This window comes from Zavarzinia compransoris (genome assembly GCF_003173055.1).
GTDB classification, from domain to species: domain Bacteria; phylum Pseudomonadota; class Alphaproteobacteria; order Zavarziniales; family Zavarziniaceae; genus Zavarzinia; species Zavarzinia compransoris.
The window spans coordinates 707,841-732,458 of sequence record NZ_QGLF01000001.1; the positions used below are offsets into that span (position 1 = coordinate 707,841).

26 protein-coding genes are annotated in these 24,618 nt (G+C 69.6%); 23 read left to right on the plus strand and 3 right to left on the minus strand.

Annotated features, from left to right (window positions below; all coding sequences use genetic code 11):
* Nucleotides 1–21: 21 nt before the first annotated feature.
* The 16 genes from DKG75_RS03555 (at nt 22) to DKG75_RS03630 (ending at nt 15,673) form a co-directional block, all read left to right on the plus strand.
* Nucleotides 22–1,224 (plus strand): deoxyguanosinetriphosphate triphosphohydrolase, encoded by a 1,203-nt coding sequence (locus DKG75_RS03555; RefSeq protein ID WP_109919686.1) that lies wholly within the window; start codon nt 22–24, stop codon nt 1,222–1,224.
* Nucleotides 1,221–2,981 (plus strand): arginine--tRNA ligase, encoded by a 1,761-nt coding sequence (gene argS, locus DKG75_RS03560; RefSeq protein ID WP_109919687.1) that lies wholly within the window; start codon nt 1,221–1,223, stop codon nt 2,979–2,981. Before DKG75_RS03555 ends, argS begins: the two co-directional genes overlap by 4 nt.
* On the plus strand, nt 2,981–3,886 hold the full coding sequence (locus DKG75_RS03565) for an SPOR domain-containing protein (RefSeq protein ID WP_109919688.1): 906 nt from the start codon (nt 2,981–2,983) through the stop codon (nt 3,884–3,886). The genes argS and DKG75_RS03565 overlap by 1 nt, the downstream gene beginning before the upstream one ends.
* Nucleotides 3,873–4,901 (plus strand): beta-N-acetylhexosaminidase, encoded by a 1,029-nt coding sequence (nagZ, locus tag DKG75_RS03570; protein WP_109919689.1) that lies wholly within the window; start codon nt 3,873–3,875, stop codon nt 4,899–4,901. The genes DKG75_RS03565 and nagZ overlap by 14 nt, the downstream gene beginning before the upstream one ends.
* Nucleotides 4,898–5,578: a site-2 protease family protein gene (locus DKG75_RS03575; RefSeq protein ID WP_109919690.1), complete on the plus strand. Its 681-nt coding sequence runs from the start codon at nt 4,898–4,900 to the stop codon at nt 5,576–5,578. Before nagZ ends, DKG75_RS03575 begins: the two co-directional genes overlap by 4 nt.
* A gap of 16 nt (nt 5,579–5,594) precedes the next feature.
* Entirely contained in the window at nt 5,595–6,383 is a 789-nt protein-coding gene (locus DKG75_RS03580; protein ID WP_109919691.1) for a segregation and condensation protein A, read from the plus strand.
* Nucleotides 6,380–7,090: an SMC-Scp complex subunit ScpB gene (scpB, locus tag DKG75_RS03585; protein ID WP_109919692.1), complete on the plus strand. Its 711-nt coding sequence runs from the start codon at nt 6,380–6,382 to the stop codon at nt 7,088–7,090. The genes DKG75_RS03580 and scpB overlap by 4 nt, the downstream gene beginning before the upstream one ends.
* A gap of 104 nt (nt 7,091–7,194) precedes the next feature.
* Nucleotides 7,195–8,883 (plus strand): ABC transporter permease, encoded by a 1,689-nt coding sequence (locus tag DKG75_RS03590; RefSeq protein WP_109919693.1) that lies wholly within the window; start codon nt 7,195–7,197, stop codon nt 8,881–8,883.
* Between the two features lie 12 nt (nt 8,884–8,895).
* Nucleotides 8,896–9,942 carry an ABC transporter ATP-binding protein gene (locus DKG75_RS03595; RefSeq protein ID WP_109919694.1) on the plus strand — a complete coding sequence of 349 codons (1,047 nt, stop codon included), beginning with the start codon at nt 8,896–8,898 and terminating at the stop codon, nt 9,940–9,942.
* A 105-nt stretch (nt 9,943–10,047) separates the two neighbouring features.
* Entirely contained in the window at nt 10,048–10,290 is a 243-nt protein-coding gene (locus DKG75_RS03600) for a twin-arginine translocase TatA/TatE family subunit (RefSeq protein ID WP_109919695.1), read from the plus strand.
* A 68-nt stretch (nt 10,291–10,358) separates the two neighbouring features.
* Complete coding sequence (gene tatB / locus DKG75_RS23700; protein ID WP_109919696.1) at nt 10,359–10,751, plus strand: Sec-independent protein translocase protein TatB; 393 nt, start codon at nt 10,359–10,361, stop codon at nt 10,749–10,751.
* A 1-nt stretch (nt 10,752) separates the two neighbouring features.
* Nucleotides 10,753–11,571, plus strand: a complete 819-nt coding sequence (gene tatC, locus DKG75_RS03610; protein ID WP_109919697.1) for a twin-arginine translocase subunit TatC — start codon at nt 10,753–10,755, stop codon at nt 11,569–11,571.
* Nucleotides 11,572–11,657: 86 nt separating this feature from the next.
* The gene (gene serS, locus DKG75_RS03615; RefSeq protein WP_109919698.1) at nt 11,658–12,926 is read left to right on the plus strand and encodes a serine--tRNA ligase; all 1,269 of its coding nucleotides are present in this window, start codon (nt 11,658–11,660) and stop codon (nt 12,924–12,926) included.
* A complete protein-coding gene (gene surE / locus DKG75_RS03620; RefSeq protein WP_208111932.1) occupies nt 12,919–13,713 on the plus strand; it encodes a 5'/3'-nucleotidase SurE in 795 nt (264 codons plus the stop codon). The genes serS and surE overlap by 8 nt, the downstream gene beginning before the upstream one ends.
* A gap of 3 nt (nt 13,714–13,716) precedes the next feature.
* A complete protein-coding gene (locus DKG75_RS03625) occupies nt 13,717–14,358 on the plus strand; it encodes a protein-L-isoaspartate(D-aspartate) O-methyltransferase (protein WP_109919699.1) in 642 nt (213 codons plus the stop codon).
* A 67-nt stretch (nt 14,359–14,425) separates the two neighbouring features.
* Entirely contained in the window at nt 14,426–15,673 is a 1,248-nt protein-coding gene (locus tag DKG75_RS03630) for a LysM peptidoglycan-binding domain-containing M23 family metallopeptidase (protein WP_166646325.1), read from the plus strand.
* Here the strand turns inward: DKG75_RS03630 and DKG75_RS03635 are convergent, their stop codons facing one another.
* Nucleotides 15,674–16,531, minus strand: a complete 858-nt coding sequence (locus tag DKG75_RS03635) for an ATP-binding protein (protein ID WP_109919701.1) — start codon at nt 16,529–16,531, stop codon at nt 15,674–15,676. It lies immediately after the preceding gene.
* Between the two features lie 109 nt (nt 16,532–16,640).
* On the opposite strand from DKG75_RS03635, the gene yajC reads away from it, so the two are divergent.
* From yajC to gmk, 6 genes are all read left to right on the plus strand, one after another.
* A complete protein-coding gene (yajC, locus tag DKG75_RS03640; RefSeq protein ID WP_208111933.1) occupies nt 16,641–16,979 on the plus strand; it encodes a preprotein translocase subunit YajC in 339 nt (112 codons plus the stop codon).
* Nucleotides 16,980–17,051: 72 nt separating this feature from the next.
* Nucleotides 17,052–19,634 (plus strand): protein translocase subunit SecD, encoded by a 2,583-nt coding sequence (gene secD, locus DKG75_RS03645; protein WP_109919702.1) that lies wholly within the window; start codon nt 17,052–17,054, stop codon nt 19,632–19,634.
* 3 nt (nt 19,635–19,637) lie between these two features.
* Complete coding sequence (locus DKG75_RS03650; protein ID WP_109919703.1) at nt 19,638–20,015, plus strand: Mth938-like domain-containing protein; 378 nt, start codon at nt 19,638–19,640, stop codon at nt 20,013–20,015.
* 1 nt (nt 20,016) lies between these two features.
* Nucleotides 20,017–20,847 carry a phytoene/squalene synthase family protein gene (locus DKG75_RS03655; RefSeq protein WP_109919704.1) on the plus strand — a complete coding sequence of 277 codons (831 nt, stop codon included), beginning with the start codon at nt 20,017–20,019 and terminating at the stop codon, nt 20,845–20,847.
* An 83-nt stretch (nt 20,848–20,930) separates the two neighbouring features.
* On the plus strand, nt 20,931–21,821 hold the full coding sequence (locus DKG75_RS03660; RefSeq protein WP_109919705.1) for a YicC/YloC family endoribonuclease: 891 nt from the start codon (nt 20,931–20,933) through the stop codon (nt 21,819–21,821).
* 13 nt (nt 21,822–21,834) lie between these two features.
* A complete protein-coding gene (gmk, locus tag DKG75_RS03665; protein WP_109919706.1) occupies nt 21,835–22,473 on the plus strand; it encodes a guanylate kinase in 639 nt (212 codons plus the stop codon).
* On the opposite strand, the gene DKG75_RS03670 is transcribed toward gmk, so the two are convergent.
* Nucleotides 22,448–23,044 (minus strand): hypothetical protein, encoded by a 597-nt coding sequence (locus DKG75_RS03670; RefSeq protein WP_109919707.1) that lies wholly within the window; start codon nt 23,042–23,044, stop codon nt 22,448–22,450. The two genes, gmk and DKG75_RS03670, sit on opposite strands and share 26 nt — an antisense overlap.
* A gap of 58 nt (nt 23,045–23,102) precedes the next feature.
* Between DKG75_RS03670 and DKG75_RS03675 the strand changes: the two genes are divergently transcribed.
* On the plus strand, nt 23,103–23,738 hold the full coding sequence (locus DKG75_RS03675; protein ID WP_109919708.1) for a TetR/AcrR family transcriptional regulator: 636 nt from the start codon (nt 23,103–23,105) through the stop codon (nt 23,736–23,738).
* Here DKG75_RS03675 and DKG75_RS03680 read toward each other — a convergent pair.
* On the minus strand, nt 23,710–24,555 hold the full coding sequence (locus tag DKG75_RS03680; RefSeq protein ID WP_109919709.1) for a dienelactone hydrolase family protein: 846 nt from the start codon (nt 24,553–24,555) through the stop codon (nt 23,710–23,712). The two genes, DKG75_RS03675 and DKG75_RS03680, sit on opposite strands and share 29 nt — an antisense overlap.
* Between the last annotated feature and the right edge of the window lie 63 nt (nt 24,556–24,618).

Below are 24,618 nucleotides of genomic sequence, written 5' to 3' on the forward strand. Positions count from 1 at the left end.
CGGCGCCTGTAGTTTCCCGCCATGACGTCCCCCCCCGCCATCGGCGCCCGCGCGCCCTATGCCAGCGACCCGCGGCAGAGCCGCGGCCGGCGCGCCGCGGAGCCGGACAGCCCGACCCGCAGCCCCTTTCAGCGCGACCGCGACCGGATCATCCATTCGGGCGCCTTCCGCCGCCTGCAATACAAGACCCAGGTCTTCATCTATCATGAGGGCGACCACTACCGCACAAGGCTGACCCACAGCCTCGAAGTGGCGCAGATCGCCCGCTCGATCTGCCGGGTGATGCGCCTCGACGAGGACCTGGGGGAGGCGCTGGCGCTGGCCCATGATCTCGGCCACACCTGTTTCGGCCATGCCGGCGAGGATGCCCTCGACCACAAGATGGCGCCCTTCGGCGGTTTCGACCACAATGCCCAGACCCTGCGCATCCTGACCAAGCTGGAAAAGCGCTTCGCCGAATTCGACGGCCTGAACCTGACCTGGGAAACCCTCGAAGGGGTGGTGAAGCACAACGGCCCCCTGGTGGACGCTGGCGGCAAGCCCCTGAAGGGGGACGGGCCGCTGCCGGCCGCGATCGTCGAATATATGGCAGAGCAGGACCTGGAACTGGCGACCCACGCCGGGCCCGAGGCCCAGGTGGCGGCACTGGCCGACGATATCGCCTATAACAACCACGATATCGACGACGGCCTGCGCGCCGGCCTGTTCCGCCTCGACGACCTGCGCGACCTGCCCCTGGTGGGCGAGGTCCTGTGCGCGGTCGAGGCGAAATATCCCGGCATCGGGCGCGAGCGCACGGCGCATGAGACGGTGCGTGCCCTGATCGGGCGCATGGTCGACGATGTCCTGACCGAGTCGCGCCGGCGGCTGGCGGCGCTCGATCCCCGGACGGTCGGGGACATCCGCCGCCACCACAGCCCGGTGATTTCCTTCTCGCCCGCCATGGCGGAACAGGATCGGGCATTGAAGGCTTTCCTCTGGAGCCGTATGTATCGCCATGACCGGGTGAACCGCATGACCTCCAAGGCCAGGCGCTGCGTCCGGGACCTGTTCGACCTCCTGCTCGCGGAACCGCAGTGCCTGCCCGCGGATTGGGCCAAGCGGGCGGAAGGGCCGGGAACGGCCAGGACCGCGCGGCTCGTCGCCGACTTCATCGCCGGCATGACCGATCGCTTCGCGATCGAGGAACATGCCCGCCTCTTCGACATCAGCGTAACGACATGACCAATTATTTCGATTCCCTGGCCCAAGACCTGAAGACCCGCCTTGCCGGCCTGGCCGCCGCCGGCACGATCCCGGCCCTGCCGGACAATCTGGGCGCGGTGGTGCTGGAGCCGACCCGCGACGCCGCCCACGGCGACGTCGCGACCAATGCCGCCCTCGTGCTGTCGAAGCCTTTGGGGCTCAAGCCCCAGGTGCTCGGCCAGCATATCGCCGAGGCGATGCGCGCCCATCCGGCGGTGACCGAGGCCGCGGTGGCGGGCCCCGGCTTCGTCAACCTGCGCCTGTCGGATGCCTTCTGGCACGAGCGGCTGGGCGAGGTGCTGGCGGCCGGCGCCGATTACGGCACCTCGGCCCGGGGCGCCGGCGTCGCCGTCAATGTCGAATATGTCTCGGCCAATCCGACCGGGCCGCTTCACGTCGGCCATTGCCGGGGGGCGGTCTTCGGCGATGCCCTGGCGGCCCTGCTCGAGAAGGTCGGCTATGGCGTCGCCCGGGAATATTACATCAACGATGCCGGCGGGCAGGTCGATACGCTGGCGCGTTCCGCCTATCTGCGCTACCGCGAGGCGCTGGGCGACGATATCGGCGAGATTCCGGAAGGTCTCTACCCCGGCGATTATCTGGTCCCGGTGGGCGCGGGGCTGAAGGAAAAATACGGCAGCCGCTTCCACCATCAGCCCGAAGACGCCTGGCTGATGCCGGTGCGCGAATTCGCCATCGCCGCCATGATGGCGATGATCCGCGAGGATCTGGCCGCCCTGAACATCCGCCAGGATGTCTTCTTCTCGGAATATTCGCTGCACGCCACGGGCCGGATCGATCAGGCGCTCGAGGCCCTGACCGGCAAGGGCCTGATCTACGAAGGCGTGCTCGAAGCCCCGAAGGGCAAGCAGCCCGACGATTGGGAGCCGCGGCCGCAGACCCTGTTCAAGGCGTCCGAATTCGGCGACGACACCGACCGCCCGCTGAAGAAGTCGAACGGCGCCTGGACCTATTTCGCCGCCGACATTGCCTATCACTTCGACAAGTTCAACCGCGGCTTCAACCGCCAGATCGACGTCTGGGGCGCCGACCACGGCGGCTATATCAAGCGCATGCGCGCCGCCGTCACCGCCATTTCCGGCGGCAAGGCCGATCTCGACGTCAAGATCTGCCAATTGGTCAAGCTGACCCGGGGCGGCGAGCCGGTGAAAATGTCCAAGCGTTCGGGCAGTTTCGTCACGCTCCGCGATGTCGTCGACGAAGTGGGCAAGGATGTCGTCCGCTTCATGATGCTGACGCGGAAGAACGACGCCCCGATCGATTTCGACTTCGAGAAGGTGACCGAACAGTCGAAGGACAACCCGGTCTTCTACGTCCAATACGCCCATGCCCGCGCCCGTTCCGTGCTGCGCAAGGCGGAGGAAGAGGTCGCCGGCCTCGACCTTTCGCGCGGCGGTCTCCGCAAGGCGGCCTTCGGGCGCCTGTCGTCGGCCGACGAACTGGCCCTGGTCCGGCTGATGGCGGCCTTTCCCCGCCTGCTCGAACAGGCGGCGGAGGCGAGCGAGCCGCATCGCGTGGCCTTCGCCCTTTACGATCTCGCGGCGGCCTTCCACGGCCTGTGGAACAAGGGCAAGGAAGATCCGTCGCTGCGCTTCATCCATGCCGACGATCCGGAACTGACGCTGGCGCGCCTGTCCCTGTTGCAGGCGGTCTGCGACGTCATCGCTTCCGGTCTCGGCATTCTCGGCGTCACCCCGGTCGAGGAGATGCGTTGATGTCCGGTCAGCCGCACGATCCCTATACGCCGGACCCCTATGGCCAGGGGCCCTATCGCCCCGGCCCGGCCGGCGACCGCCTCGTCCCGCCGTCGACCACGGACGGCGAGGGCGGGGGGCTGCGGATCGGCCGCCTGATCCTGATGGGTCTCGCGGGCGGCGCCGCGCTCTACCTGCTGCTGTCCCTCTTCGCCGGCAGCGACGGTCCCGAGGTCGCCGACGTCAACAGCGTGCCCCTGGTGCGCGCCAACCCGGAACCGGCCAAGGCCTCCCCCGACGAGCCGGGCGGCCTTGAGGTGCCCGACCAGGACAAGCTGATCTTCGATCGCATCGGCGGCGGCACCACGGATTCGAGCCTGCCCGAACAATTGCTGCCCCCGCCGGACGAGCCCATGGCCCGCCCGGCCCCGCCGCCGCCGCCGCCGCCGGTGGCCGCTGTGCCCCCGGCCCCCGCGCCGGCAACGGTGCCCGACCCCGCGCCGGCCCCGGCACCTTCGGCCGCCGCCGCCCCGCCGCCGGCGACCGCCCCGGCCAAGCCGGCGCCGGCACCCGCCCCGGCCAAGCCTTCGCCCAGCGCGACGACGCCGGCCCCGGCCGAGACCCCGAAGCCGGCTCCGAGCACGACCCCCGCGCCCCCGCCGGCGGCCCCGGCGCCCACGGCCGGCGGCATCACCATCCAGTTGGCGGCGCTGAAGGACGAGGCGGCGGCGAAAAAGGCCTGGACGCGGATTTCCAAGGCCAATTCCGATCTTCTGGCCGGCCTGAAGCCGATCATCCAGCCGGTGCAGGTGGGCGGCAGCACGCTTTACCGCCTGCGGGCCGGGCCCTTCGTCAGCAAGGATGCGGCGGCCCAGGTCTGCGCCAAGCTGAAGCAGCGCAATCAGGACTGCAATGTCGTCCGCTGAAGCCGCCCCCCGCGCCCTGATCGTCGGCATCGCCGGCAAAAGCCTGAGCGACGCGGAGCGGGACTTGTTCCGGGCCGTGCCCCCGCTCGGCTTCATCCTGTTCGCGCGGAACATCGAGACGCCGGCGCAGGTCGCCGCCCTGGTCGCCGAGTGCCGGGCGGCGGTGGGCCGTCCGGATGCGACGGTCTGGATCGACCAGGAGGGCGGGCGCGTCGCCCGGCTGCGCCCGCCGCATTGGCCGTCCTATTACCCGGCTGCCCGGCTCGGCGGTCTCGACGGCGGCGCCGGCCAGCGCGCGGTCTATCTCCAGGCCCGGCTGATCGCCGACGACCTGGCCCGTCTCGGCATCGACGTCGACTGCCACCCCTGCATCGACCTGACGATCCCGGGCGCCCACGACGTGATCGGCGACCGCGCGCTCAGCGCCGATCCGGCGACCGTCGCCGATCTCGGCCGCGCGGCCTGCGAGGGCTTGCTCGACGGCGGCGTCCTGCCCGTGATCAAGCATCTGCCCGGCCATGGCCGCGCCCTGGCCGACAGCCATCATCACCTGCCGGTGGTCGATACGCCGCTCGCCGTGCTGGAGGCGACGGATTTCGTGCCCTTCAAGGCCCTGTCCGACATGCCGATCGCCATGACCGCCCATATCGTCTTCACCGCGGTCGATCCCGACCATCCCCTGACCCAATCGGCCCGCGGGATCGACGAGGTCGTGCGCGGGCTGCTCGGCTTCGACGGCGTGATCGTGTCCGACGACCTGAACATGCAGGCGCTCAGCGGCGACCTGCCGGCCCGGGCGGCCGGGGCCTTCGCCGCCGGCTGCGACATCGCCCTTCATTGCAGCGGCCGCCTCGACGAGCTGGCGGCGCTGCTGCCGGCCGCGCCGGTGCTGGCCGGCGAGGCTTTTGCGCGCTGGACCCTGGCCGCCGGGCGCCGTGCCCCGGCGCTGCCCTTCGACCGCGAGGCCGCCCGGGCGGAGCTTGACGCGCTGGTCGCGACCGAGGCCGTGGCATGAACGACTTCCTGCAACAGGTGACGGTCTGGGCCCTGCCGATCGTCTTCGCCATCACCCTGCACGAAGCCGCGCACGGCTGGATGGCGAACCGCCTGGGCGATCCGACCGCGCGCATGCTGGGGCGGGTCACCCTCAACCCGATCCGCCATATCGATCCGCTCGGCACCATCATCCTGCCGGCGCTGCTGCTGCTGACCGTGGGTTTCGCCTTCGGCTATGCCAAGCCGGTGCCGATCAATTTCCGCAACCTGCGCAACCCGCGCCGCGACATGGTGCTGGTCGCCGCCGCCGGGCCCGGGGCCAATATGCTGATGGCGCTGATCGCCGCCGGGCTGATCCATCTGGTGCCGGTGCTGCCGGAACAGGTGGGGATCTGGCTCGGGCAGAATTGCGTCAATGCCATCGTCATCAATGCCGTGCTGGGGGTCTTCAACATGATACCCCTGCCGCCGCTCGACGGCGGCCGGGTCGCGGTCGGGCTGCTGCCCCGCGCGCTGGCCTATCCGCTCGCCCGGGTCGAGCCCTATGGCATGCTGCTGATCTTCGGCGCCGCCTTCCTGCTGCCCATGGTGGCGGCCCAGGCCGGCCTCGACGTCAACCCGGTGTTCGACCTGATCGAGCCGGTGATCCGCGGCGTCGTTGGCCTGTTCGTGTCGCTGGCCGGGCTCGGCCTCTGAGCGGCGGACCGCGCCCATGAGCGAACCCTCCCTGCCGTTCGAGGACAAGCCGCCCGCAATCCTAGGAGAGGACGGCGAGATCCTGACGGTCGACGTCGAGGGCTTCGAGGGGCCGCTCGATCTCCTGCTGGCGCTGGCCAAGGCGCAGAAGGTCGACCTCAAGAAGATCTCGATTCTGAAGCTGGCCGACCAATACCTGATCTTCGTCAACGAGGCGCGGCGCCTGCGCCTCGAACTCGCCGCCGACTATCTGGTCATGGCCGCCTGGCTCGCCTATCTGAAGTCGCGCCTGATGCTGCCCGAACCCCCGGCGGGCGAGGAACCCTCGGGCGAGGAACTGGCCGCGCGCATGGCGCTGCAACTCGAACGGCTGGAAGCGATCCGCGCCGCCGCGGCGAAACTGATGTCGCGCCACCAGTTGGGCCGCGACGTCTTCGCCCGCGGCGCCCCGGAAGGGGTGACGGTGGTGCGCCGGTCCAACTGGTCGGTCGGCCTCTACGACCTGATCAAGGCCTATGCCGATTGGGCGGCGCGCAAGACCGGCGGCCATCTGACCGTGAAACTGCCGCCGATCTTCACCATGGAGGCGGCGATCGAGCGCCTGTCCTCCATGCTGGGCGTCGATCTCGACTGGACCCGGCTCGAAATGTTCATGCCCGCCGAATTCGCCGATCCCCTCGGGCGGCGCTCCGCCCTGGCCGGGACTTTCGCCGCCAGCCTCGAACTGGTGCGCCAGGGCAAGATCCAGCTGCGCCAGACCGAGCCCTTCGCCCCCATCTTCATCCGCAAGGCCCGCGACGAATGAGCGACATCGAAGATCCCGAGGACAATGAGGCTGCGGCCGCCGGGGTCGCGTTGCCCGACGAAGCCGATCTCCTGCATTTCAGCCGCATGGTCGAGGCCCTGATCTTCGCCGCCGCCGAGCCGATGGACGAGGCCAGCCTCGCCCAGCGCCTGCCGCCGGGCACGCCGGTGCGGCTGCTGATCGAGCGCGTCGCCGAGGCCTATCGCGGCCGGGGCGTCAACCTGATCGAGGTGGCGGGGCGCTGGACCTTCCGCACCGCGCCCGACCTTGCCTTCCTGCTGCGCCGGGATACGGAGGAGACCCGCCGCCTGTCCCGCGCCGCGATCGAGACGCTCGCCATCGTCGCCTATCACCAGCCGGTGACGCGGGCGGAGATCGAGGCGATTCGCGGCGTCGCGGTCAGCCGGGGGACGCTGGACGTGCTGCTCGAAACCGGCTGGGTGAAGCCGGCCGGCCGGCGCAAGACCCCGGGCAAGCCCCTGACCTTCAAGACCACCGATATCTTTCTCGAACACTTCGGCCTCGCCCAGATCGGCGACCTGCCGGGGATCGAGGACCTGAAGGCGGCGGGCCTGGTCGACCCCCGCCAGGCCATGCCGGTGATCGGCCGCGACGAGGACCTGGAGCCCTTGGAAGAGGGCGACGGCGGCGACGAGCCGCTCGATACCGGCGAGGGGCCGGTGCGGCAGGATGACAGCGGTGCATGATCCGCACTTGCATCCGCCGGCGACACTGACAATCATTCGCAAGATTTTTTGTGCCTACGCCATTTCCGGGGTGCCGACGCGCCCCGGCGGGAAGTCGATTTGACGTGACGGTCTCCTCGCATCATCAGGTTGCGGCCCCGCGGGCGGGTTTCCGCCCCAACGGCTGGAGCGCGCTGGCGGTCGCGATCGCGCTGCTGTTCTCCCTGCCCGTGCTCACGGTGGCGGCGGCGGCGCTCACCCCTGCGGGGGCGACCTGGGAGCACCTGAAATCGACCGTCCTTGCCGATTACGTCGTCAACAGCATCGTCCTGATGCTGGGGGTCGGCATCGGGACCGCCGTGGTCGGGGCGGGGACGGCGTGGCTGGTCACCATGTGCCGGTTTCCGGGCCAGCGGCTGTTCGAATGGGCGCTGTTCCTGCCCATGGCGGTGCCGGCCTATGTGCTTGCCTATGCCTATACCGGCCTGTTCGATGTCGCCGGCCCGGTGCAGGAGAGCTTGCGCGACCTGACCGGCTGGTCGGTCCGGGACTATTGGTTCCCGGAGGTCCGTTCCATGCCCGGCGCCATCGCCATGATGGTGCTGGTGCTCTACCCTTACGTCTATCTGGTGACGCGGGCGGCCTTTCTCGAACAATCGGTCTGCGTTCTTGAAATCGGCCGCACCCTTGGCTGTTCGCCCTGGGGCGCGTTCCGCCGCCTCGGCCTGCCGCTGGCCCGGCCGGCGCTGGCGACCGGCGTGGCGCTGGCCCTGATGGAGGCGCTGGGCGATTTCGGCACGGTGCAATATTTCGCCGTGAACACCTTCACCGCCGGGATCTTCCGCACCTGGCTCGGCCTCGGCGACCGGATCTCGGCGGCCCATCTCGCCTCCATGCTGCTGATGGCGATCGCGGCGCTGATGCTGGTCGAACGCTATGCGAGGGGCGGCGCCCGCTTCCACCACACCAGCACGCGCTACCGTCCGCTGCCGCGGCTGGCGCTGTCGCGGCTCGGGGCCTTCGTCGCCATGCTCGCCTGCGCCCTGCCCATCCTGCTCGGCTTCGTGCTGCCGGCGGCGGCGCTGGCGGTCTGGGCGCTGGGGGAAGAGGGGATGAGGCTGGGCGCCTTCCTCGTCTATGCCCGCAACACCCTGCTGCTGGCGGTGCCGACGGCGGTGCTGGCGGTGGCGCTCGCCCTGCTGCTCGGCTATGGCCGGCGGCTCGGCCTGTCGATGCTCGGGCGGGCGGCGATCCGGGTGGCGGCCATGGGCTATGCCATTCCGGGCGCGGTGATCGCGGTCGGCGTATTGGTGCCGATCGCCAGTTTCGACAATGCGCTCGACGCCTGGGCGCGGGAATATCTCGGCTTTTCGACCGGGCTGCTGCTGACCGGCTCGATCGCCGCGGTCATCTTCGCCTATCTGGTGCGCTTCCTGGCGGTCGCCTTCAACACGGTCGAAGCCGGCCTCGAAAAAGTCACCCCCAGCATGGATGCGGCCGCCCGCAGCCTGGGGCGCGGGCCCTTGCAGACGCTGAGGCGCGTTCACCTGCCCATGATGCGCGCCAGTCTCGCCACCGCCGGCCTGCTCGTCTTCGTCGACGTGATGAAGGAATTGCCGGCCACCCTGATGATGCGCCCCTTCAATTTCGACACGCTGGCGATCAAGGCCTATGAACTCGCCAGCGACGAGCGGCTGGCCGAGGCGGCCTTGCCCTCGCTTGCCATCGTCGCCGTCGGCGTGGTGCCGGTCATCCTGCTCAGCCGGGCGATCGCCGGTTCGCGGCCCGGCTCGCAAGCCGCCGGCCCGCAGTAGGAATTCCGTTTCATGGCCGGTCTCGCCTTTCAAGCCGTCACCCATCGCTTTGGCCGCCGCGTCGCGGTCGAGGACATGAACCTCGAAATCGCGGCGGGCGAGGTGGTCTGCCTGCTGGGCCCGTCCGGCTGCGGCAAGACGACGACGCTCCGCCTCGCGGCCGGGCTCGAAACCGTGCAGGCCGGCCGCATCCTGATCGGCGACAAGGTGGTGGCGGACGATGCCGGCGCGCTGCCGCCGGAAAAGCGCCAGGTCGGCCTGATCTTCCAGGACTACGCCCTGTTTCCCCATCTCTCCATCCTCGACAATGTCGCCTTCGGCATCGCCCGGCGCGGCGCCGTCGCCGAGGCCCAGGCGGCGCTCGACAAGGTCGGCCTCGGCGACCGCGGGCGCAGCTTTCCCCACATGCTCTCGGGCGGGGAACAGCAGCGGGTGGCACTCGCCCGGGCGCTGGCGCCGCGGCCCGCGGTCATGCTGATGGACGAACCCTTTTCCGGCCTCGACGTCCGCCTGCGCGACCGGGTGCGGGACGAGACCCTGGCCCTGCTGGCGGCGACCGGGGCGGCGGTCCTCCTCGTCACCCACGACCCGGAGGAGGCGATGCGCATGGCGGACCGAATCGCCCTGATGCGCGCCGGCCGGGTGGTGCAGCTGGGCACGCCCGAAGACCTCTACAACCGGCCGGCGGATGCCGGCGCCGCCCGATTCTTCGCCGAGGCGAACACGCTCCGCGCCCGCGTCGGCGCCGGGCAGGGGGCGGAAACGCCGCTCGGCACCGTGCCGGCGGGACAACTTGCCGCGGGCACGGCGGTCGAAGTCCTGATTCGGCCCCATGCCCTGCGCCCGGTCGCGGCGGGGCAGGGGGTTCCCGTCCGGGTGGTCCGCGCCCGCCTGCTCGGGGCCGACAGCCTGGTCGAATTCGCGGTGCCGGGCCTCGACGCGCTCCTGTCCGCCCGCCTCGCGCCGCCCGCCCTGCCGCCGGCGGGCAGCGAAATCTTCCTTGCCCTTGACCTTGCGCAATGCTTTGTCTTTGAAGACAGGGGTGGCGACACCAAATAAGCAACAGGCCGGAGCGGGCACCGCATTTCTGCGCGTTGCCTGATCAGGGGCCATGGGGCAATATCCGGCCTCGCTGGGCCGTGTTTTTGAGAAGGAGATTTGGCGATGGGTGCGATGAGCTTGTGGCATTGGCTGATCGTCATCGCCCTGGTTGTTCTGTTGTTCGGCGGTCGCGGCAAGATCTCCGAACTGATGGGCGACGTGGCCAAGGGCGTGAAGAGCTTCAAGAAGGGCCTGTCGGACGATCCGAATGCGACGCCCGCGCCGCCCGCCGAGGCGCAGCGCCCGGTGACGACCATCGACGCCAAGGCCGAACCGGTGAAGAGCCAGGACGCCCACAAGGTCTGACCGGGGCTTCTGCAAAGCCCCGCTTTCCGTAACCGCGTGCAGGGGTATCCCCTGCTGGAGACTGGCGAATGTTCGATCTCGCGTGGTCCGAGATCCTGGTCATCGGCGTCGTCGCCCTGCTGGTCGTTGGCCCCAAGGAATTGCCGGATCTCTTGCGCACCGTCGGCCGCTGGGTGCGCAAGGCCCGCATGATGGCGTCCAATTTCCAATCGACCTTCGATCAGATGATGCGGGACGAGGAATTGGCCAAGGCGAAGCGCGACCTGGAGAATTCGATCTCGACCGACCGCGTGCAGGAACAGATCGCCAAGGCGGCGACGCCGCCCGACCCCTCGGAAATCGACCCCGCCGAAACCGATCGGGCCGAAGCGGCGGAGGCCGAAGTCCCCGATACGCCGCCGCCCGCCGCCGAAGCCAAGCCGGCCGAGTCCCCGGCCGCCACTCCCGCAGCAGGGGCCTGACATGGCGCGCAACGAACAAGACGAAGCCGATATCGAGGCGAGCCGCGCCCCCCTGGTCGAGCATCTGACCGAACTGCGCCGCCGCCTGATGTATTCCGTGCTGGCGCTGATCCTGTGCATGGCCGGCTGCTATGTCATCTCCGACCAGATCTATGCATTCCTGACCAAGCCGCTCTATCAGGCCATGGGCACCAGCGCCGAGACCCGGCGCATGATCTATACCGACCTGACGGAAGCCTTCTTCACCTATATGAAGCTGTCCTTCTTCGGCGGCGCCTTCCTGGCCTTCCCGATCATGGCCAGCCAGCTCTATATGTTCGTGGCCCCCGGGCTTTACCGGAACGAGCGCGGCGCCTTCCTGCCGTTCCTCATCGCCTCGCCGGTCCTGTTCCTGGTCGGCTCGGCCATGCTCTACTACCTGATCCTGCCGCTGGCCTGGCATTTCTTCCTCGGTTTCGAGGCGCCGGGCGGCGGCGGTGCCCTGCCGATCCAGCTGGAACCCAAGGTCAACGAATACCTCAGCCTGGTCATGACCCTGATCTTCGCCTTCGGCATCAGCTTCCAGATGCCGGTGGTGCTGACCCTGCTCGGGCGGGCCGGGATCCTGTCGGCGGCGACACTCTCGAAGAAGCGGCGCTATGCCATCGTCGGCGTCTTCGCCTTCGCCGCCGTGGTCACGCCGCCCGACGTGATCAGCCAGGTCAGCCTCGCCATTCCCATGCTCTTCCTCTACGAAGGCTCGATCATCGCCATCCGCCTGATGGAAAAGCGCCGGAACAAGGAGCGCGCGGCGGCCGAAGCCGAGGAAGACGCGGACTGATCGCCGCGCTTCCCCCCTCCGCGCTTTACGGAATCGTGCCCTGTTCCCTATAAGGACAGGGCACGTCTCTATCGAGCCCGATTTCCATGCACGACCTGAAACTCCTCCGCGACGATCCCGCCGCCTTCGACGCCCATCTCGCCCGGCGCGGGTTCCCGGCGTCGTCCGCCGCCGTGCTCGACCTCGACCAGAAGCGCCGCGACACCCAGGGCCGGCTCCAGGCCATGCAGGCGCGCCGCAACGATGCCTCGCGCCAGATCGGCCAGGTCAAGGCGAAGGGCGGCGATGCCGATGCCCTGATGGCCGAGGTCGCGACCCTGAAGGCCGACATCCAGGCCGCCGAGGAGGCGGACAAGGCCCTCGGCGCCGAGATCGAGACCCTGCTCGCCTCCATTCCGAACCTGCCCGCCCCGGAGGTGCCCGAGGGCGGCGAAGAGGCGAATACGGAAATCCGCCGCTGGGGCGAGCCGCGCCTCCCGGAAGGGGCCGCCCATTACGAGATCGGCGAGGCCCTGGGCCTGATGGATTTCGAGGCTGCGAGCCGGATCTCGGGTGCTCGTTTCGTCGTCCTGAAGGGGCAGCTCGCCCGCCTCGAACGGGCGCTCGGCCAGTTCATGCTCGATCTTCACACGACCGAATTCGGCTATACGGAAGTGGCGCCGCCGGTCCTGGTCCGCGATCAGGCGGTCTTCGGCACCGGGCAATTGCCGAAATTCGCCGAAGACCTGTTCCGGACCACCAACGGCTATTGGCTGGTGCCGACGGCGGAAGTGCCGCTGACCAATCTGGTGCGCGAACAGATCCTGGACGATGCCCGGCTGCCGCTGCGCTTCACCGCGCTTACCCCCTGCTTCCGCTCCGAGGCGGGGGCGGCGGGGCGCGACACCCGCGGCATGATCCGCCAGCACCAGTTTTCCAAGGTCGAACTGGTCTCGATCACCACGCCCGAGCAATCGGCGGCCGAGCACGAGCGCATGACCAATTGCGCCGAGGAAGTGCTGCGCCGCCTCGGCCTTGCCTATCGCGTGCTGCTGCTGGCCGCCGGCGACATGGGCTTCGGCGCCACCAAGACCTATGACCTCGAAGTCTGGCTGCCGGGGCAGAAGACTTACCGCGAGATTTCGTCCTGTTCCAACTGCGGCGATTTCCAGGCCCGGCGCATGCAGGCGCGCAGCCGCGCCGCCGGCGCCAAGGGCACGGTGCCGGTGCACACGCTGAACGGTTCGGGCCTCGCGGTCGGGCGCACCCTGGTCGCCGTGCTTGAGAATTACGCCCGGCCCGACGGCACGGTGGAAGTGCCGGCGGCGCTGCGCCCCTATATGGGCGGGCTTGACGTGATCGCCCCCCATGTCTGAGGTGACGCCGCGCCCCTTGCGCATCCTCGTCTCCAACGACGACGGCATCCATGCCCCGGGCCTGCAGGTCCTGATCCGCATCGCCAAGGCGATCAGCAGCGATGTCTGGGTGGTGGCGCCGGAAACCGAACAGTCCGGCGCCTCCCATTCCCTGACCCTGACCGAGCCGTTGCGGGTGCGCAAGGTGGCGCCCAGGCGCTTCGCCGTCAGCGGCACGCCCACCGACTGCGTGATGATGGCGCTCGACCGGCTGGTGACCGGGCGGAAGCCCGATCTGGTGCTGTCCGGCGTCAACCGCGGCGGCAATATCGGCGAGGACGTGACCTATTCCGGCACCATCGCGGCGGCGATGGAGGGGACCATGCTGGGCGTGCCCTCGATCGCCTTCAGCCAGGTCATCGGCTTCGACCGGGCCAAGCCGATCCAATGGGCCTGCGCCGCCGCCCATGGCCCCGCCGTCGTCCGCCGCCTGGTCGAGACCGGCTGGCCGCGGGACGTGCTGATCAACGTGAATTTCCCGCCCGTGGCGCCCGAAGCGGTGACCGGGGTCAGGGTCTGCCACCAGGGCCGGCGCGGCGTCGGCAATCTGTTCGTCGAGCAGCGGGTGGATGCCCGCGGCAACGATTATTTCTGGCTCGGCTATCGCCGCAGCCCGGAACCGCCGGAACCCGATTCGGATATCGAGGCGGTCTATGCCGGCGCCATCGCGGTCACCGCGCTGCACCTCGACCTCACCCATTACGATACCCAGGCCAACCTGCGCCGCGCCTTCGCCGGAGGGGCCTGAGCCATGGGCACCGACACCGAGAAGGCCAGCCTGATCCTCAGCCTGCGGCAGCAGGGGATCGTCGACCTGCGTGTTCTCGGTGCCCTCGAATCGATCCCGCGCGAGCGTTTCGTGCCGCCGGCCCTGGCCCATAAGGCGTTCGAGGATACGGCCCTGCCGATCGCCGGCGGCCAGACCATCAGCCAGCCCTTCATCGTCGCCTATATGACCCAGGCGCTGGACGTCGGGCCGCGCCACAAGGTGCTCGAAATCGGCACCGGGTCCGGCTATCAGGCCGGGGTGCTGGCGCGGCTCTGCCGCCGGGTCTATACGGTCGAGCGGCGCCGCGCCCTGCTGCGCCAGGCGGAACGGCTGCTGACCGAAATCCATATCCACAATGTCGTCACCCGGCTGGGCGACGGCACCAAGGGCTGGCCGGAACAGGCGCCCTTCGACCGCATCATGGTCACCGCCGCGGCGCCCAAGGTGCCCCAGGCCCTGATCGACCAACTGGCCGAGGGCGGCATCATGGTGCTGCCGGTCGGGCCCCAGCACGGCGACCAGGAAATCTGGCGCGTGCGCCGCGAGGGGGCGGAAGCACTCTACGAAAAACTCCTGCCGGTCCGCTTCGTGCCCCTGGTCGAGGGCATCCTGCGCGACGATTGACGGCGCGGGCCCCCGGTTGAAGACTGACGCCATGGCGACACGCGGTTTCCTCCCCGGCATGATTCGGTTGGCTGCGCCCCTGATTGCGGCCCTGGCGCTGTCGGCTTGCGGCGGCCGCGAGGATCTCGCCCCCGTCGAATATCTGACCGGCGGGCAGGGGGGCGGCGTCACCGCCGTCCATGACAGCGGCGCCATGCCCCCCGTCGAAGCCGCGCCCGTCGCCCCGGTCGACCGCGGCGGCATCGCCGCCCGGCCGCTGGACGAACCGGCCGCCGTGACCGGGGCTCCGGCCGCGATCGCGGCCCCGCCGGCCGCGGCCACCGCCGTTGCTGCCCCTGGGGAAACCACGGTCGGCGCTGGCGAGACCCTGAGCGCGGTCTCCCGCCGCACCGGCGTGCCGATCCGCGACCTGATCGAACTGAACGGCCTCAGCGCCCCCTTCACCGTGCAGCCGGGCCAGCGCCTGCGCCTGCCGCAGGCCCAGTTCCACGTCGTCGCCCCGGGCGACACGGTCTACAACATCAGCCGGCGTTACGGCGTCGATCAGGCCAGCCTGATGGCCGAGAACGGCATACAGCCGCCCTATACCATCAAGCTCGGCCAGCGCCTGCGCATTCCGGGCCGGGTCCAGGCCCCGGCCGAGGCGGCCGCGCCGGCCCCGACCCCGGTGGCCCCCCCGGCGGCGGCGGTGCCGGCCGCCCCGATCGAGATCATCGAGCCGGACCCGGACAGCCTGCCGCCGCCGGCGGATGGGTCCATGTATGTGCCGCCGCCGGCCGCCCCGGAAACCGCCGCGGTCGGCACCGCCAACGTGCCGCGCCCGGCCCGCAAGCCGGCCCCGCCGGCCGTTGCCGCCGCGCCGGCGGCCCCGGCCAGGCCGGCCCCGGCAACGGCTGCCGCGCCGGCGGCGCCCGCGCCCTCCGCCGCGACGCCGCGCTTCGCCTGGCCGGTCGCCGGCGACGTGATTTCAGGCTTCGGGCCGAAGTCGGGCGGCCAGCATAATGACGGCATCAATATCCAGGCGGCCCAGGGCACCACGGTCCGGGCGTCGGACGGGGGCACGGTCGCCTATGCGGGGGATGAGATTCGGGGCTTCGGCAACCTGATCCTGATCCGCCACAACGGCACCTATATGACCGCCTATGCCCATAACGCCACGCTGCTCGTAAAGCAGGGCGACAAGGTCGCGCGCGGGCAGCCCATCGCCCGGGTCGGCAATTCGGGCAATGTCACCGTGCCCCAGCTGCATTTCGAGGTGCGGAAGAACGGTACCCCCGTCGATCCGATGAAATATCTCGACGGCGGCGCCGGCTAATTAAGTGATCCGGCGGCCCAGGCGGCCGGCAAGGTCCTGGATGAACTGCCAGGCGACGCGGCCGGAGCGGCTGCCCCTGGTGACCGACCATTCGACCGCCTCCGCCCGCAATGTCTCCGGGCTTACGGGCAGGTCGAAGTAACGGACGTAACCCTCGATAATCGCGAAGAAATTCTCCTGATCGCAGGCATGAAAGCCAAGCCAGAGGCCGAAGCGGTCGGAGAGCGAGACCTTCTCCTCCACCGCTTCATGCGGGTTGATGGCGGTCGAGCGTTCGTTCTCGATCATGTCGCGCGACATCAGGTGCCGGCGATTCGAGGTGGCGTAGAAAATGACATTGGCCGGCCGCCCCTCGATGCCGCCGTCGAGCACCGCCTTCAGGGACTTGTAGGCATTGTCCTGATTGTCGAAGGAAAGGTCGTCGCAGAACAGGATGAAGCGCCGGTCCAGCCCGCGCAGGCGGCGCAACAGGTCGGGCAGGCTGTGGATATCTTCCCGCGCCAGTTCCACGAGGGCGAGGCGCCCCGGGTGTTCGGCGGCGACGGCGGCATGGGCCGCCTTCACCAGCGAACTCTTGCCCATGCCCCGCGCGCCCCAGAGCAGGGCATTGTTCGCCGACAGGCCGCCGGCGAACTGGCGGGTATTGGCGACCAGGATGTCCCGCACCCGGGCGATGCCCTGGAGCAGGTCCAGGGGCACGCGCGAAACCTCGGCCACGCCCTGGAGGCGGTTCGGATCGGCATGCCAGACATAGGCATCGAAGGCCATCGGATCGTCGTCGGCGGCCGGCGGCGGGGCCAGACGTTCCAGGCTGTCGGCGATGCGGGCGAGGAAAGGGATCAGGTCTCGGTCGGTCATGGCGCGGAAACTAGCACGGCGATCGGGCGGATCGGCCTTGCGAGATTTGCATTCCCCCCCTCAAAGGCTATAGTCCGCGCGTTTCAAACCGCGCAGAGATGGTTTCCCCATGTTGATTTCGACGGCCTATGCCCAAGCTGCCGGTGCGGCGCCGGGCGGCAGCGACCTGCTGATCCAGTTCCTGCCGCTGGTCCTCATCCTGGTGGTGTTCTATTTCCTGATGATCCGGCCGCAGCAGAAGCGGGCCAAGGAACACCGGGCCCTGCTGTCCGCCGTGCGCCGGGGCGATACCGTCGTCACCATGTCGGGCCTGATCGGCAAGGTGGCCAAGGTCCAGGACAATGAAATCCTGCTCGAAATCGCCGAAGGCGTGCGCGTCCGCATCCTGAAGAGCACGATTTCCGAAGTCCGCACCAAGGGCCAGCCCGTCGCCGACGACGAAAAGTAAGCCTGTGCCTTCCCCGGCGGCGGCAACGCCGCCGGCCGATTTCAGTTCCCGGCAGCAGATCGAGCGCCAACCATGCTTCAATACTCCCGTTGGAAGATCATTCTCTATTTGGGCATCGTCGCCCTCGGGGTGATTTTCGCCGCGCCGAATCTGTTCAGCCGGGCCTCGCTCGAAGGCCTGCCCGGCTGGGTGCCGCAGCAACAGCTGAACCTCGGCCTTGATCTTCGCGGCGGCTCGCACCTGCTGCTCGAAGTCGATACCAAGGTGGTGGTCAGGGAACGGCTGGAAGCCCTGGTCGATTCGACCCGGACCGCGCTGGTCGGCGCCGGCATCCGCTATACCGGCCTCGGCGTCTCGGGCGAGACCGTGGCCGTGACCATTTCCGATGCCGCCCGCTTCGAAGAGGCGCGGAAACTGCTGCGCGACCTCGCCCAGCCGGTCGGCGGCGGCGTGCTCGGCGGCGGCGTCCCCGATATCGACGTCACCAGCACCGACACCAGGCTGATCCTGACACTCAGCCCCCAGGGCATCCAGGAGCGCATCACCGGCGCCATCAACCAGAGCCTGGAGATCGTCCGCCGCCGCATCGACGAGACCGGCACGGCCGAGGCGAGCATCGCCCGCCAGGGCGCGGACCAGATCCTGGTCCAGCTGCCCGGCGTGCAGGATCCGGCCCGCATCAAGGATCTTCTCGGCCAGACCGCGAAGATGACCTTCCGCCTGGTCGAGAATATCGATCCGGTCGAACTGGCCGCCGGCCGCGTGCCTGCCGGCACCGAAATCCTTCAGGGCGAACCCTTGCCCGGCACCAATACCCCGGAACCGGTGGCGGTGCGCAAGCGCGTGCTGCTGACCGGCGAGATGCTGGTCGACGCCCGCGCCATGGCCGACCCGCAGAGCGGCGAATGGGTGGTCAGCTTCCGCTTCGATTCCGAAGGCGCCAAGCGCTTCGGCACGGTGACCAAGGAAAACGTCGGCCGGCGCTTCGCCATCGTGCTCGACGGCAAGGTGATTTCCGCCCCCGTCATCCGCGAGCCGATCCTGGGCGGCCAGGGCCAGATCAGCGGCAGCTTCAACGCCCAGAGCGCGCATGATCTCGCCGTGCTGCTGCGCGCCGGCGCGCTGCCCGCGCCGCTGACCACGATCGAGGAGCGGACCGTCGGTCCCGATCTCGGTTCGGACGCGATCCAGGCCGGCCAGCTCTCGGGCCTGATCGGCACGGCGCTGGTCATCGCCTTCATGATCCTGATGTATTCGGTGACCGGCATCATCGCGGTCATCGCCCTGATCGCCAATATCGTGCTGACGCTGGCGATCCTGACCCTGATGGGCGCGACCCTGACCCTGCCCGGCATCGCCGGCCTGGTGCTGTCGATCGGCATCGCGGTCGATGCCAACGTGCTGATCAACGAGCGCATAAGAGAAGAGACGCTGGCGGGCAGAAGTGCGCCCGCGGCCCTGACCCTCGGCTTCGACAAAGCCTATGCGACGATCATCGACAGCCATCTGACCGCATTGTTCGCCATCGCCACCCTGTTCTTCTTCGGCGAGGGGCCGGTGCGCGGCTTCGCCATCGTCATGGGGCTGGGCACCATCCTGTCGCTGTTCACGGCGGTCGCGCTGGTGCGCGTCGGCATGGTCTACTGGCTGCGCTGGCGGAAGCTGAAGATCCTGAACATCAAGGCCCTGTTCGGGGTGCGCCGGCTGATTCCGGAGAATACGTCGATCCGCTTCATGCGCGGGCGCTTCATCGGCATCGGCGTCTCGGCCTTCCTGTCGACCGCCTCCGTCGTTATGTTCTTCGTGCCGGGCCTGCATTACGGCATCGATTTCGCCGGCGGCATCGTCGTCGAGGTGCGGACCGAGGGGCCGGCCGATCTCGCCACCATGCGCTCGGGCCTGCAGGCGCTGAACCTCGGCGAAGTGTCGTTGCAGGAATTCGGCGGCCCGTCCGACGTCCTGCTGCGCCTGCCGCGCCAGGAAGGCAGCGAGGGGGCGCAAAGTGCGGCGATCGAGGCGGTGCGCGCCAAGCTCGGCGAAATCGCCCCGGGCGCCAATCTCCGCCGCGTCGAAGTGGTCGGGCCGCGGGTCTCGGACCAGCTGGTCTCCAGCGGCATTCTTGCCGTCATCCTGTCGTTCGGCGCCATGCTGATCTATATCTGGTGGCGTTTCGAGTGGCAGTTCGCCGTGGGCGCGGTCACCACCCTGGTGCTCGACATCACCAAGACGATCGGCTTCTTCGCGGTGACGGGCATCGAGTTCAACCTGACCGCCATCGCCGCGCTGCTGACCCTGATCGGCTATTCGATGAACGACAAGGTCGTGGTCTATGACCGCATGCGCGAGAACCTGCGGAAGTACAAGAGCATGCCGCTGCGCGAATTGATCGATCTGTCGATCAATTCGACCCTGACCCGGACCATCTTCACCTCGGTTACCACCTTCCTCGCCATGGCGCCCATGGCGGTGTTCGGCGGCTCGGCGGTGTCGGGCTTCGCCCAGGTGATCCTGTTCGGCATCGTCGTCGGCACCTCGTCGTCGATCTTCATCGCCGCCCCTATCCTGCTGTTCCTGGGCGAGGGGCGGCTGCGGCGCGGTTCGCCCGCGGTCAACGACGGCGCGGCGGGCGGCAAGACCACGCCGGCCAAAGGCTGACCCGTGCCGCCGCTGCGCGAGCTGGATCAGGCGCCGCGCCGCATCGAGCGCTACGGCGACGGCGCCTTCCGCATCGAAGGCGCCGTCCATGCCGGGGCGATCCTGCTGACCGCGCGGGGCATCGTGCCCTGGGCGGTCGGCGACGCCGCGGGGGCGACGGCGGCCGCGGTCGAGGCGCTGATCGCGGCCCGCGACGACTATGAATTCATCCTGATCGGCACCGGCACCCGCTTCGAACTGCTGGCCCGGGCGGCGCGCGACGCCCTGAAGGCGGCCGGCATCCGCTTCGACGCCATGGATACGGGCGCCGCCTGCCGGACCTACAATGTCCTCGTGGCCGAGGGGCGGCGGGTGGCGGCTGCCCTGATGCCGGTGGCCTGAGGTGTCGGATCTCGCCGATTTCGTCAGGGCGCATGATCCGGACCGTTTCCTGACCGCGGTCTTCGCGGCGCCCGACCGGCGCGACGATCTTCTCGCCCTCTATGCCTTCAATTACGAGGTCGCCCGCGTGCGCGAGGTGGTCTCCGACGCCATGATCGGGCAGATCCGCCTGCAATGGTGGCGCGATGCCCTGGACGAGATCGCCCTGGGCCGCGAGCCCCGCCAGCACGAGGTGGTGACGCCGCTGGCGGCTGCGATCCGCCGCCACGCCCTGCCGCTCGCGACTTTCGAGCGCGTGCTGGAGGCGAGGGAACTGGATCTCGACGACCAGCCGCCGCCCCATCTCGCCTCGCTCGGCAGCTATCTGGACGGGGCGGCCGGCGGCCTGTTCGAACTGGCGCTCGCGGTCCTCGGCAGCGGCCACGACGAGGCGCATGAGGCAGCCCATGCCGCCGGCATCGGGGTCGGCCTTGCCGGCCTGCTGCGCGCCCTGCCGTTTCACGCCGGGGCCAACCGGCTGTACCTGCCCGCCGACCTGATGGCGCAGCACGGCGTATCGCGGGACGATCTCGTCGCGGGACGCTCATCCCCCGGGCTGCGGGCCCTGGTCGGGGAGCTGGCCGGCCATGCCCGCCGCCATCTCGATGACGCCGCCCGCGCAGCCCGGGACCTGCCGCGCGGCGCCCTGCCGGCGCTGCTGCCGGTCGCACTCGCCCGCGGCTGGCTCGGCGAAATCGCCCACGCCGGCCATGATCCCTTCGCCCTGAAGGCGGGCGGGCCGCTCGGCCGCCTGTTCCGCACCGTGCTGGCCTATGGCCGGGGGCGCCTGTAGGGGGGGCGCCTTTAGGGGCGGCGGAAACCTTGTTATCGGGCAGCGCCCATAGTATGAGCCCTGCACCTTCGAGGGAGCAGGACATGCCGCTTTTCAGCATGACCGGATTCGCCCGGGCCGGCGGCAGCCTGGGCGAGACGGATTTCGTCTTCGAGATCAAGGCGGTGAACGGCCGGGGCCTGGAGGTCCGCTTCCGCCTGCCGAACGGGCTGGAACGCCTGGAACGGCCGCTGCGCGAGGCGATCGCCAAGCTGGTGAAGCGCGGCAATCTTCAGGTGCAGTTGAATGTCGCCGCCGGGGCCGACGGCGCCCTGCCGCGCCTCGACCGCCAGGTGCTCGACCATCTGGTCGCCGTCGCCCGCGAGGCGGCGGCCGCCCACGGGCTGGATGCGCCGCGTATCGAGGGGCTGATGGCCCTGCCGGGCGTGTTCCAGCGCGGCGAGGGCAGCGCCCCCGCCCTGGACGAGGCGGCGGAAGACAAGATCCTGCTCGGCGCCTTCGATCAGGCGCTGGGCCAGTTGAATGCCATGCGCGCCGCCGAGGGCGGGCATATCGCCGCGGCACTGGCCGCCCATCTCGACGAGATCGAGCGGCTGACCGCGGCGGCCGAGACCCAGGCCGCAACCCAGCCCGCCGCCATCAAGGCCCGCCTGGAGGCCCAGCTTGCCGACCTGTTGCAGGACAAGGCGGGCGTGGTCTCGCCCGAGCGGCTGGCCCAGGAAGTCGCCATGCTGGCGGTGAAGGCCGATGTCCGCGAGGAGATCGACCGCCTGCGCGCCCATGTCGCCGAGGCCCGGAAACTGCTGAAGGCGGGCGAGGGGGTGGGCCGGCGCCTGGACTTCCTGGCCCAGGAATTCAACCGCGAGGCCAATACGCTCTGTTCCAAGTCGACGGACGTGGACCTGACCCGCCTCGGCCTCGACCTCAAGACCGCGGTCGACCGCCTGCGCGAGCAGGTCCAGAACATCGAATAGACAAGGAGTTCGCATGTCGTTTCACGGGATCGAACGGCGCGGCCTGATGCTGGTGCTGTCCTCGCCGTCGGGCGCCGGCAAGACCACGATCTCGCGCCGCCTGCTGGAACACGAGGACGCGCTCGAAATGTCGGTGTCGGTCACCACCCGCCCGCGCCGCCCGGGCGAGGTGGAGGGGCGGGATTATTGGTTCGTCAGCCCGGCCGACTTCAACATCATGGTCAACGAGCGGAAATTGCTCGAATGGGCCAAGGTGTTCGGCAATCACTACGGCACGCCCAAGGGGCCGGTGGCGGATGCCCTGGCCCGCGGCCGTGATGTGCTGTTCGATATCGACTGGCAGGGCACCCAGCAACTGGCGGAACATGCCCGCGACGACCTCGTGTCCATCTTCATCCTGCCGCCTTCGACCCGGGAATTGGAGCGCCGGCTGCGCCAACGCGCCCAGGACCCGGAAGACGTGGTCGCCGCCCGCATGGCCAAGGCGTCCGACGAGATCAGCCATTGGGCCGAATACGATTATGTCGTCCTCAACGAGGATGTGGACAGCACGCTGGCCCAGGTCCGTGCCATCCTGCACGCCGAGCGGCTGAAGCGCCGTCGCCAGACCGGCCTCGGCGATTTCGTCAAGCGCCTGCGCGACGGCGTCTGAGCCGGGCGGCGAGACGAAGGGCCAGGGCCCCGACCACGGCCAGCGCCAGCGGCAGATAGGCAAGATCCTTCGCCGCCCGCCCGGCATAGGAATTCAGGAACACCAGGGCGATGTAATAGCCGCCCGCCAGATGCAGCCCCCGCCATGCCCGCGGCCCGATCAGGGCCGCTGTCGGCCGGAACGAAGTCGCCGCCATAGCCGCGATCAGCAGATAGGCAAGGCCCCCGAAAATCAGGGTGATAAGCGGGACTTGCGCCGTGAAGGCGGCGGGATCCAGGCGCCACAGGGCCAGGATGCCGATCCCGTGCAAGCCATGGGACCAGGCGAAGGCAAGGCCGATGAAGCGCCGGTTGCGCAGGGCCCAGCGGGTCAAGCCGTTCGGCCACAGGCTGGCCGCCGGCCGGGCGGTGAAGGCAAGCAGGAACAGGACCAGGGACGTGCGCGCCGTCATCCGGATCAGGGCGCCCAGGGCATCGGCATCGGTGCCGTCCCGGACGGTCAGGGCGGCCGCCAGGGTGACCACCGCCGCCAGGACCGCGAACAGGCCCCATCCCGATTTGATTGCCCTCATGCCCGCCTCCCGTTATGTTATCGATGCTTACATTCATCGGAGGCGGCGTCAAGGCGGCATGGACAAGCGGCAGCCCTATCACCACGGCAATCTGCGCGAAGCCCTGATCGCGGCCGCCCTCGACCTCAGCGCGGCGGCCGGTCCGGAACAGGTGAGCCTGCGGGAAGTGGCGCGCCGGGCGGGGGTATCCTCGGCTGCGCCCTTCCGCCATTTTGCCGACCGCACGGCCCTGATGACGGCGGTGGCGGAGGAGGCGATGCGCCGCCTGGGCGGGGCGGTCGCCGCGGCCATGGCCGGCTTGCCCGCCGATGCCGGGCCCGGCGCCCGGCTGAAGGCCATGGGGCGCGGCTATCTGGCCTGGGTGCGGGACAATCCGGCGCATTTCCGCATCGTCGCGGCGCGCGGCGCGATCGATTTCGCCGGTTCCGCCGTGCTGACCGGCCATAACGACGCGTTGCAGGCAATGTTGAGCGGCATCATCGCCGGCCTGCCGGGGATCGACGTCGCGACCGGCCGCATCGCCGCCCGGGCGCTGGTCTACGGCCTGGCGCGGATGGAGGTGGACGGCCATTTCCCCAGCTGGGGCATCGGCCCCGCCGAGGCCGAGCAGACGGCGCTGGCCGTGCTCGACCTCTTCGTCGACGGATTGCTGGCCCGGGCCGGGCTCAGGCCAGGGTCTGGCGCAGGAAGCTGATGGTCCGCCCCCAGGCCTGGGCCGCCGCCGCCTCGTTATAGCGGGCGGTATTGGCGTCGTTGTTGAAGGCGTGCTGGACGCCTTCGTAGGTGTGCAGGTCATAGCGCACCTGGGCCGCCTTCAGCGCCGCCTCGAAGGCGGGGACGGCGGCATTGATGCGTTCGTCCTGGCCGGCGTAATGCAGCAGCAAGGGCACCTTGATCGCCGCGACGGCTTCGCTTGCCGGCGGCATGCCGTAGTAGACGACGGCGGCCGACAGCGCGCTTTCCGCCGTCGCCAGCCGGCCCGACAGGCCGCCGCCCCAGCAGAAGCCGACCGCGGCGACCTTGGTCCCGCCGGTCGCGGCGAATTGCACCGCCTGCACCGCGTCGGCAAGCGTGGCGGCGGCATCGAGCCCGCCGATCAACTCGCGGGCCTTGTCCTCGTCCGCGGGGGTGCCGCCGGCGGGCGAGAGGAAATCGGGGGCGACGGCGCGGAAACCGTCGACGGCGAAGCGCCGCGCCACATCCTGGATATGGGCGTTCAGGCCCCGGTTCTCGTGAATGACGATGACCGTGCCCTGGGGCGCCGCCTTGGGCACCGCCTCGTAATAGCGGACGGGGCCGGTGGCGCCGGCAAAGCTGCCGGTCGAGACGGTGATGCGGCCGTCCGTTTCCTCGACCTGGGCCGCCCGGGCGTAATTGTTTTCGAGCAGGGGCAGCAGGGCGAGCGCCGCGGCGCTGCCGCCGGCCAGCCGCGCCAGGCGGTCCAGGAAGTCCCGCCGGGGCAGGGGAGCGTGGGTATACTGGTCGTAGAGGTCGATGATGCGCTGGTCCATGTCGTTGCCTCCTTGATAGCCGCAAAGACATGGCGCCTTTCGGGCGCGAGGGCAAGGCGCTGT

What these genes read in the sequence shown, in the direction of transcription:
- DKG75_RS03555 (WP_109919686.1), top strand. Translation starts at nt 22, where the DNA reads ATGACGTCCCCCCCCGCCATCGGCGCCCGCGCGCCCTATGCCAGCGAC.
- argS (WP_109919687.1), top strand. Translation starts at nt 1,221, where the DNA reads ATGACCAATTATTTCGATTCCCTGGCCCAAGACCTGAAGACCCGCCTT.
- DKG75_RS03565 (WP_109919688.1), top strand. Translation starts at nt 2,981, where the DNA reads ATGTCCGGTCAGCCGCACGATCCCTATACGCCGGACCCCTATGGCCAG.
- nagZ (WP_109919689.1), top strand. Translation starts at nt 3,873, where the DNA reads ATGTCGTCCGCTGAAGCCGCCCCCCGCGCCCTGATCGTCGGCATCGCC.
- DKG75_RS03575 (WP_109919690.1), top strand. Translation starts at nt 4,898, where the DNA reads ATGAACGACTTCCTGCAACAGGTGACGGTCTGGGCCCTGCCGATCGTC.
- DKG75_RS03580 (WP_109919691.1), top strand. Translation starts at nt 5,595, where the DNA reads ATGAGCGAACCCTCCCTGCCGTTCGAGGACAAGCCGCCCGCAATCCTA.
- scpB (WP_109919692.1), top strand. Translation starts at nt 6,380, where the DNA reads ATGAGCGACATCGAAGATCCCGAGGACAATGAGGCTGCGGCCGCCGGG.
- DKG75_RS03595 (WP_109919694.1), top strand. Translation starts at nt 8,896, where the DNA reads ATGGCCGGTCTCGCCTTTCAAGCCGTCACCCATCGCTTTGGCCGCCGC.
- DKG75_RS03600 (WP_109919695.1), top strand. Translation starts at nt 10,048, where the DNA reads ATGGGTGCGATGAGCTTGTGGCATTGGCTGATCGTCATCGCCCTGGTT.
- tatB (WP_109919696.1), top strand. Translation starts at nt 10,359, where the DNA reads ATGTTCGATCTCGCGTGGTCCGAGATCCTGGTCATCGGCGTCGTCGCC.
- tatC (WP_109919697.1), top strand. Translation starts at nt 10,753, where the DNA reads ATGGCGCGCAACGAACAAGACGAAGCCGATATCGAGGCGAGCCGCGCC.
- serS (WP_109919698.1), top strand. Translation starts at nt 11,658, where the DNA reads ATGCACGACCTGAAACTCCTCCGCGACGATCCCGCCGCCTTCGACGCC.
- surE (WP_208111932.1), top strand. Translation starts at nt 12,919, where the DNA reads ATGTCTGAGGTGACGCCGCGCCCCTTGCGCATCCTCGTCTCCAACGAC.
- DKG75_RS03625 (WP_109919699.1), top strand. Translation starts at nt 13,717, where the DNA reads ATGGGCACCGACACCGAGAAGGCCAGCCTGATCCTCAGCCTGCGGCAG.
- DKG75_RS03635 (WP_109919701.1), bottom strand. Translation starts at nt 16,531, where the DNA reads ATGACCGACCGAGACCTGATCCCTTTCCTCGCCCGCATCGCCGACAGC.
- yajC (WP_208111933.1), top strand. Translation starts at nt 16,641, where the DNA reads ATGTTGATTTCGACGGCCTATGCCCAAGCTGCCGGTGCGGCGCCGGGC.
- secD (WP_109919702.1), top strand. Translation starts at nt 17,052, where the DNA reads ATGCTTCAATACTCCCGTTGGAAGATCATTCTCTATTTGGGCATCGTC.
- DKG75_RS03660 (WP_109919705.1), top strand. Translation starts at nt 20,931, where the DNA reads ATGCCGCTTTTCAGCATGACCGGATTCGCCCGGGCCGGCGGCAGCCTG.
- gmk (WP_109919706.1), top strand. Translation starts at nt 21,835, where the DNA reads ATGTCGTTTCACGGGATCGAACGGCGCGGCCTGATGCTGGTGCTGTCC.
- DKG75_RS03670 (WP_109919707.1), bottom strand. Translation starts at nt 23,044, where the DNA reads ATGAGGGCAATCAAATCGGGATGGGGCCTGTTCGCGGTCCTGGCGGCG.
- DKG75_RS03675 (WP_109919708.1), top strand. Translation starts at nt 23,103, where the DNA reads ATGGACAAGCGGCAGCCCTATCACCACGGCAATCTGCGCGAAGCCCTG.
- DKG75_RS03680 (WP_109919709.1), bottom strand. Translation starts at nt 24,555, where the DNA reads ATGGACCAGCGCATCATCGACCTCTACGACCAGTATACCCACGCTCCC.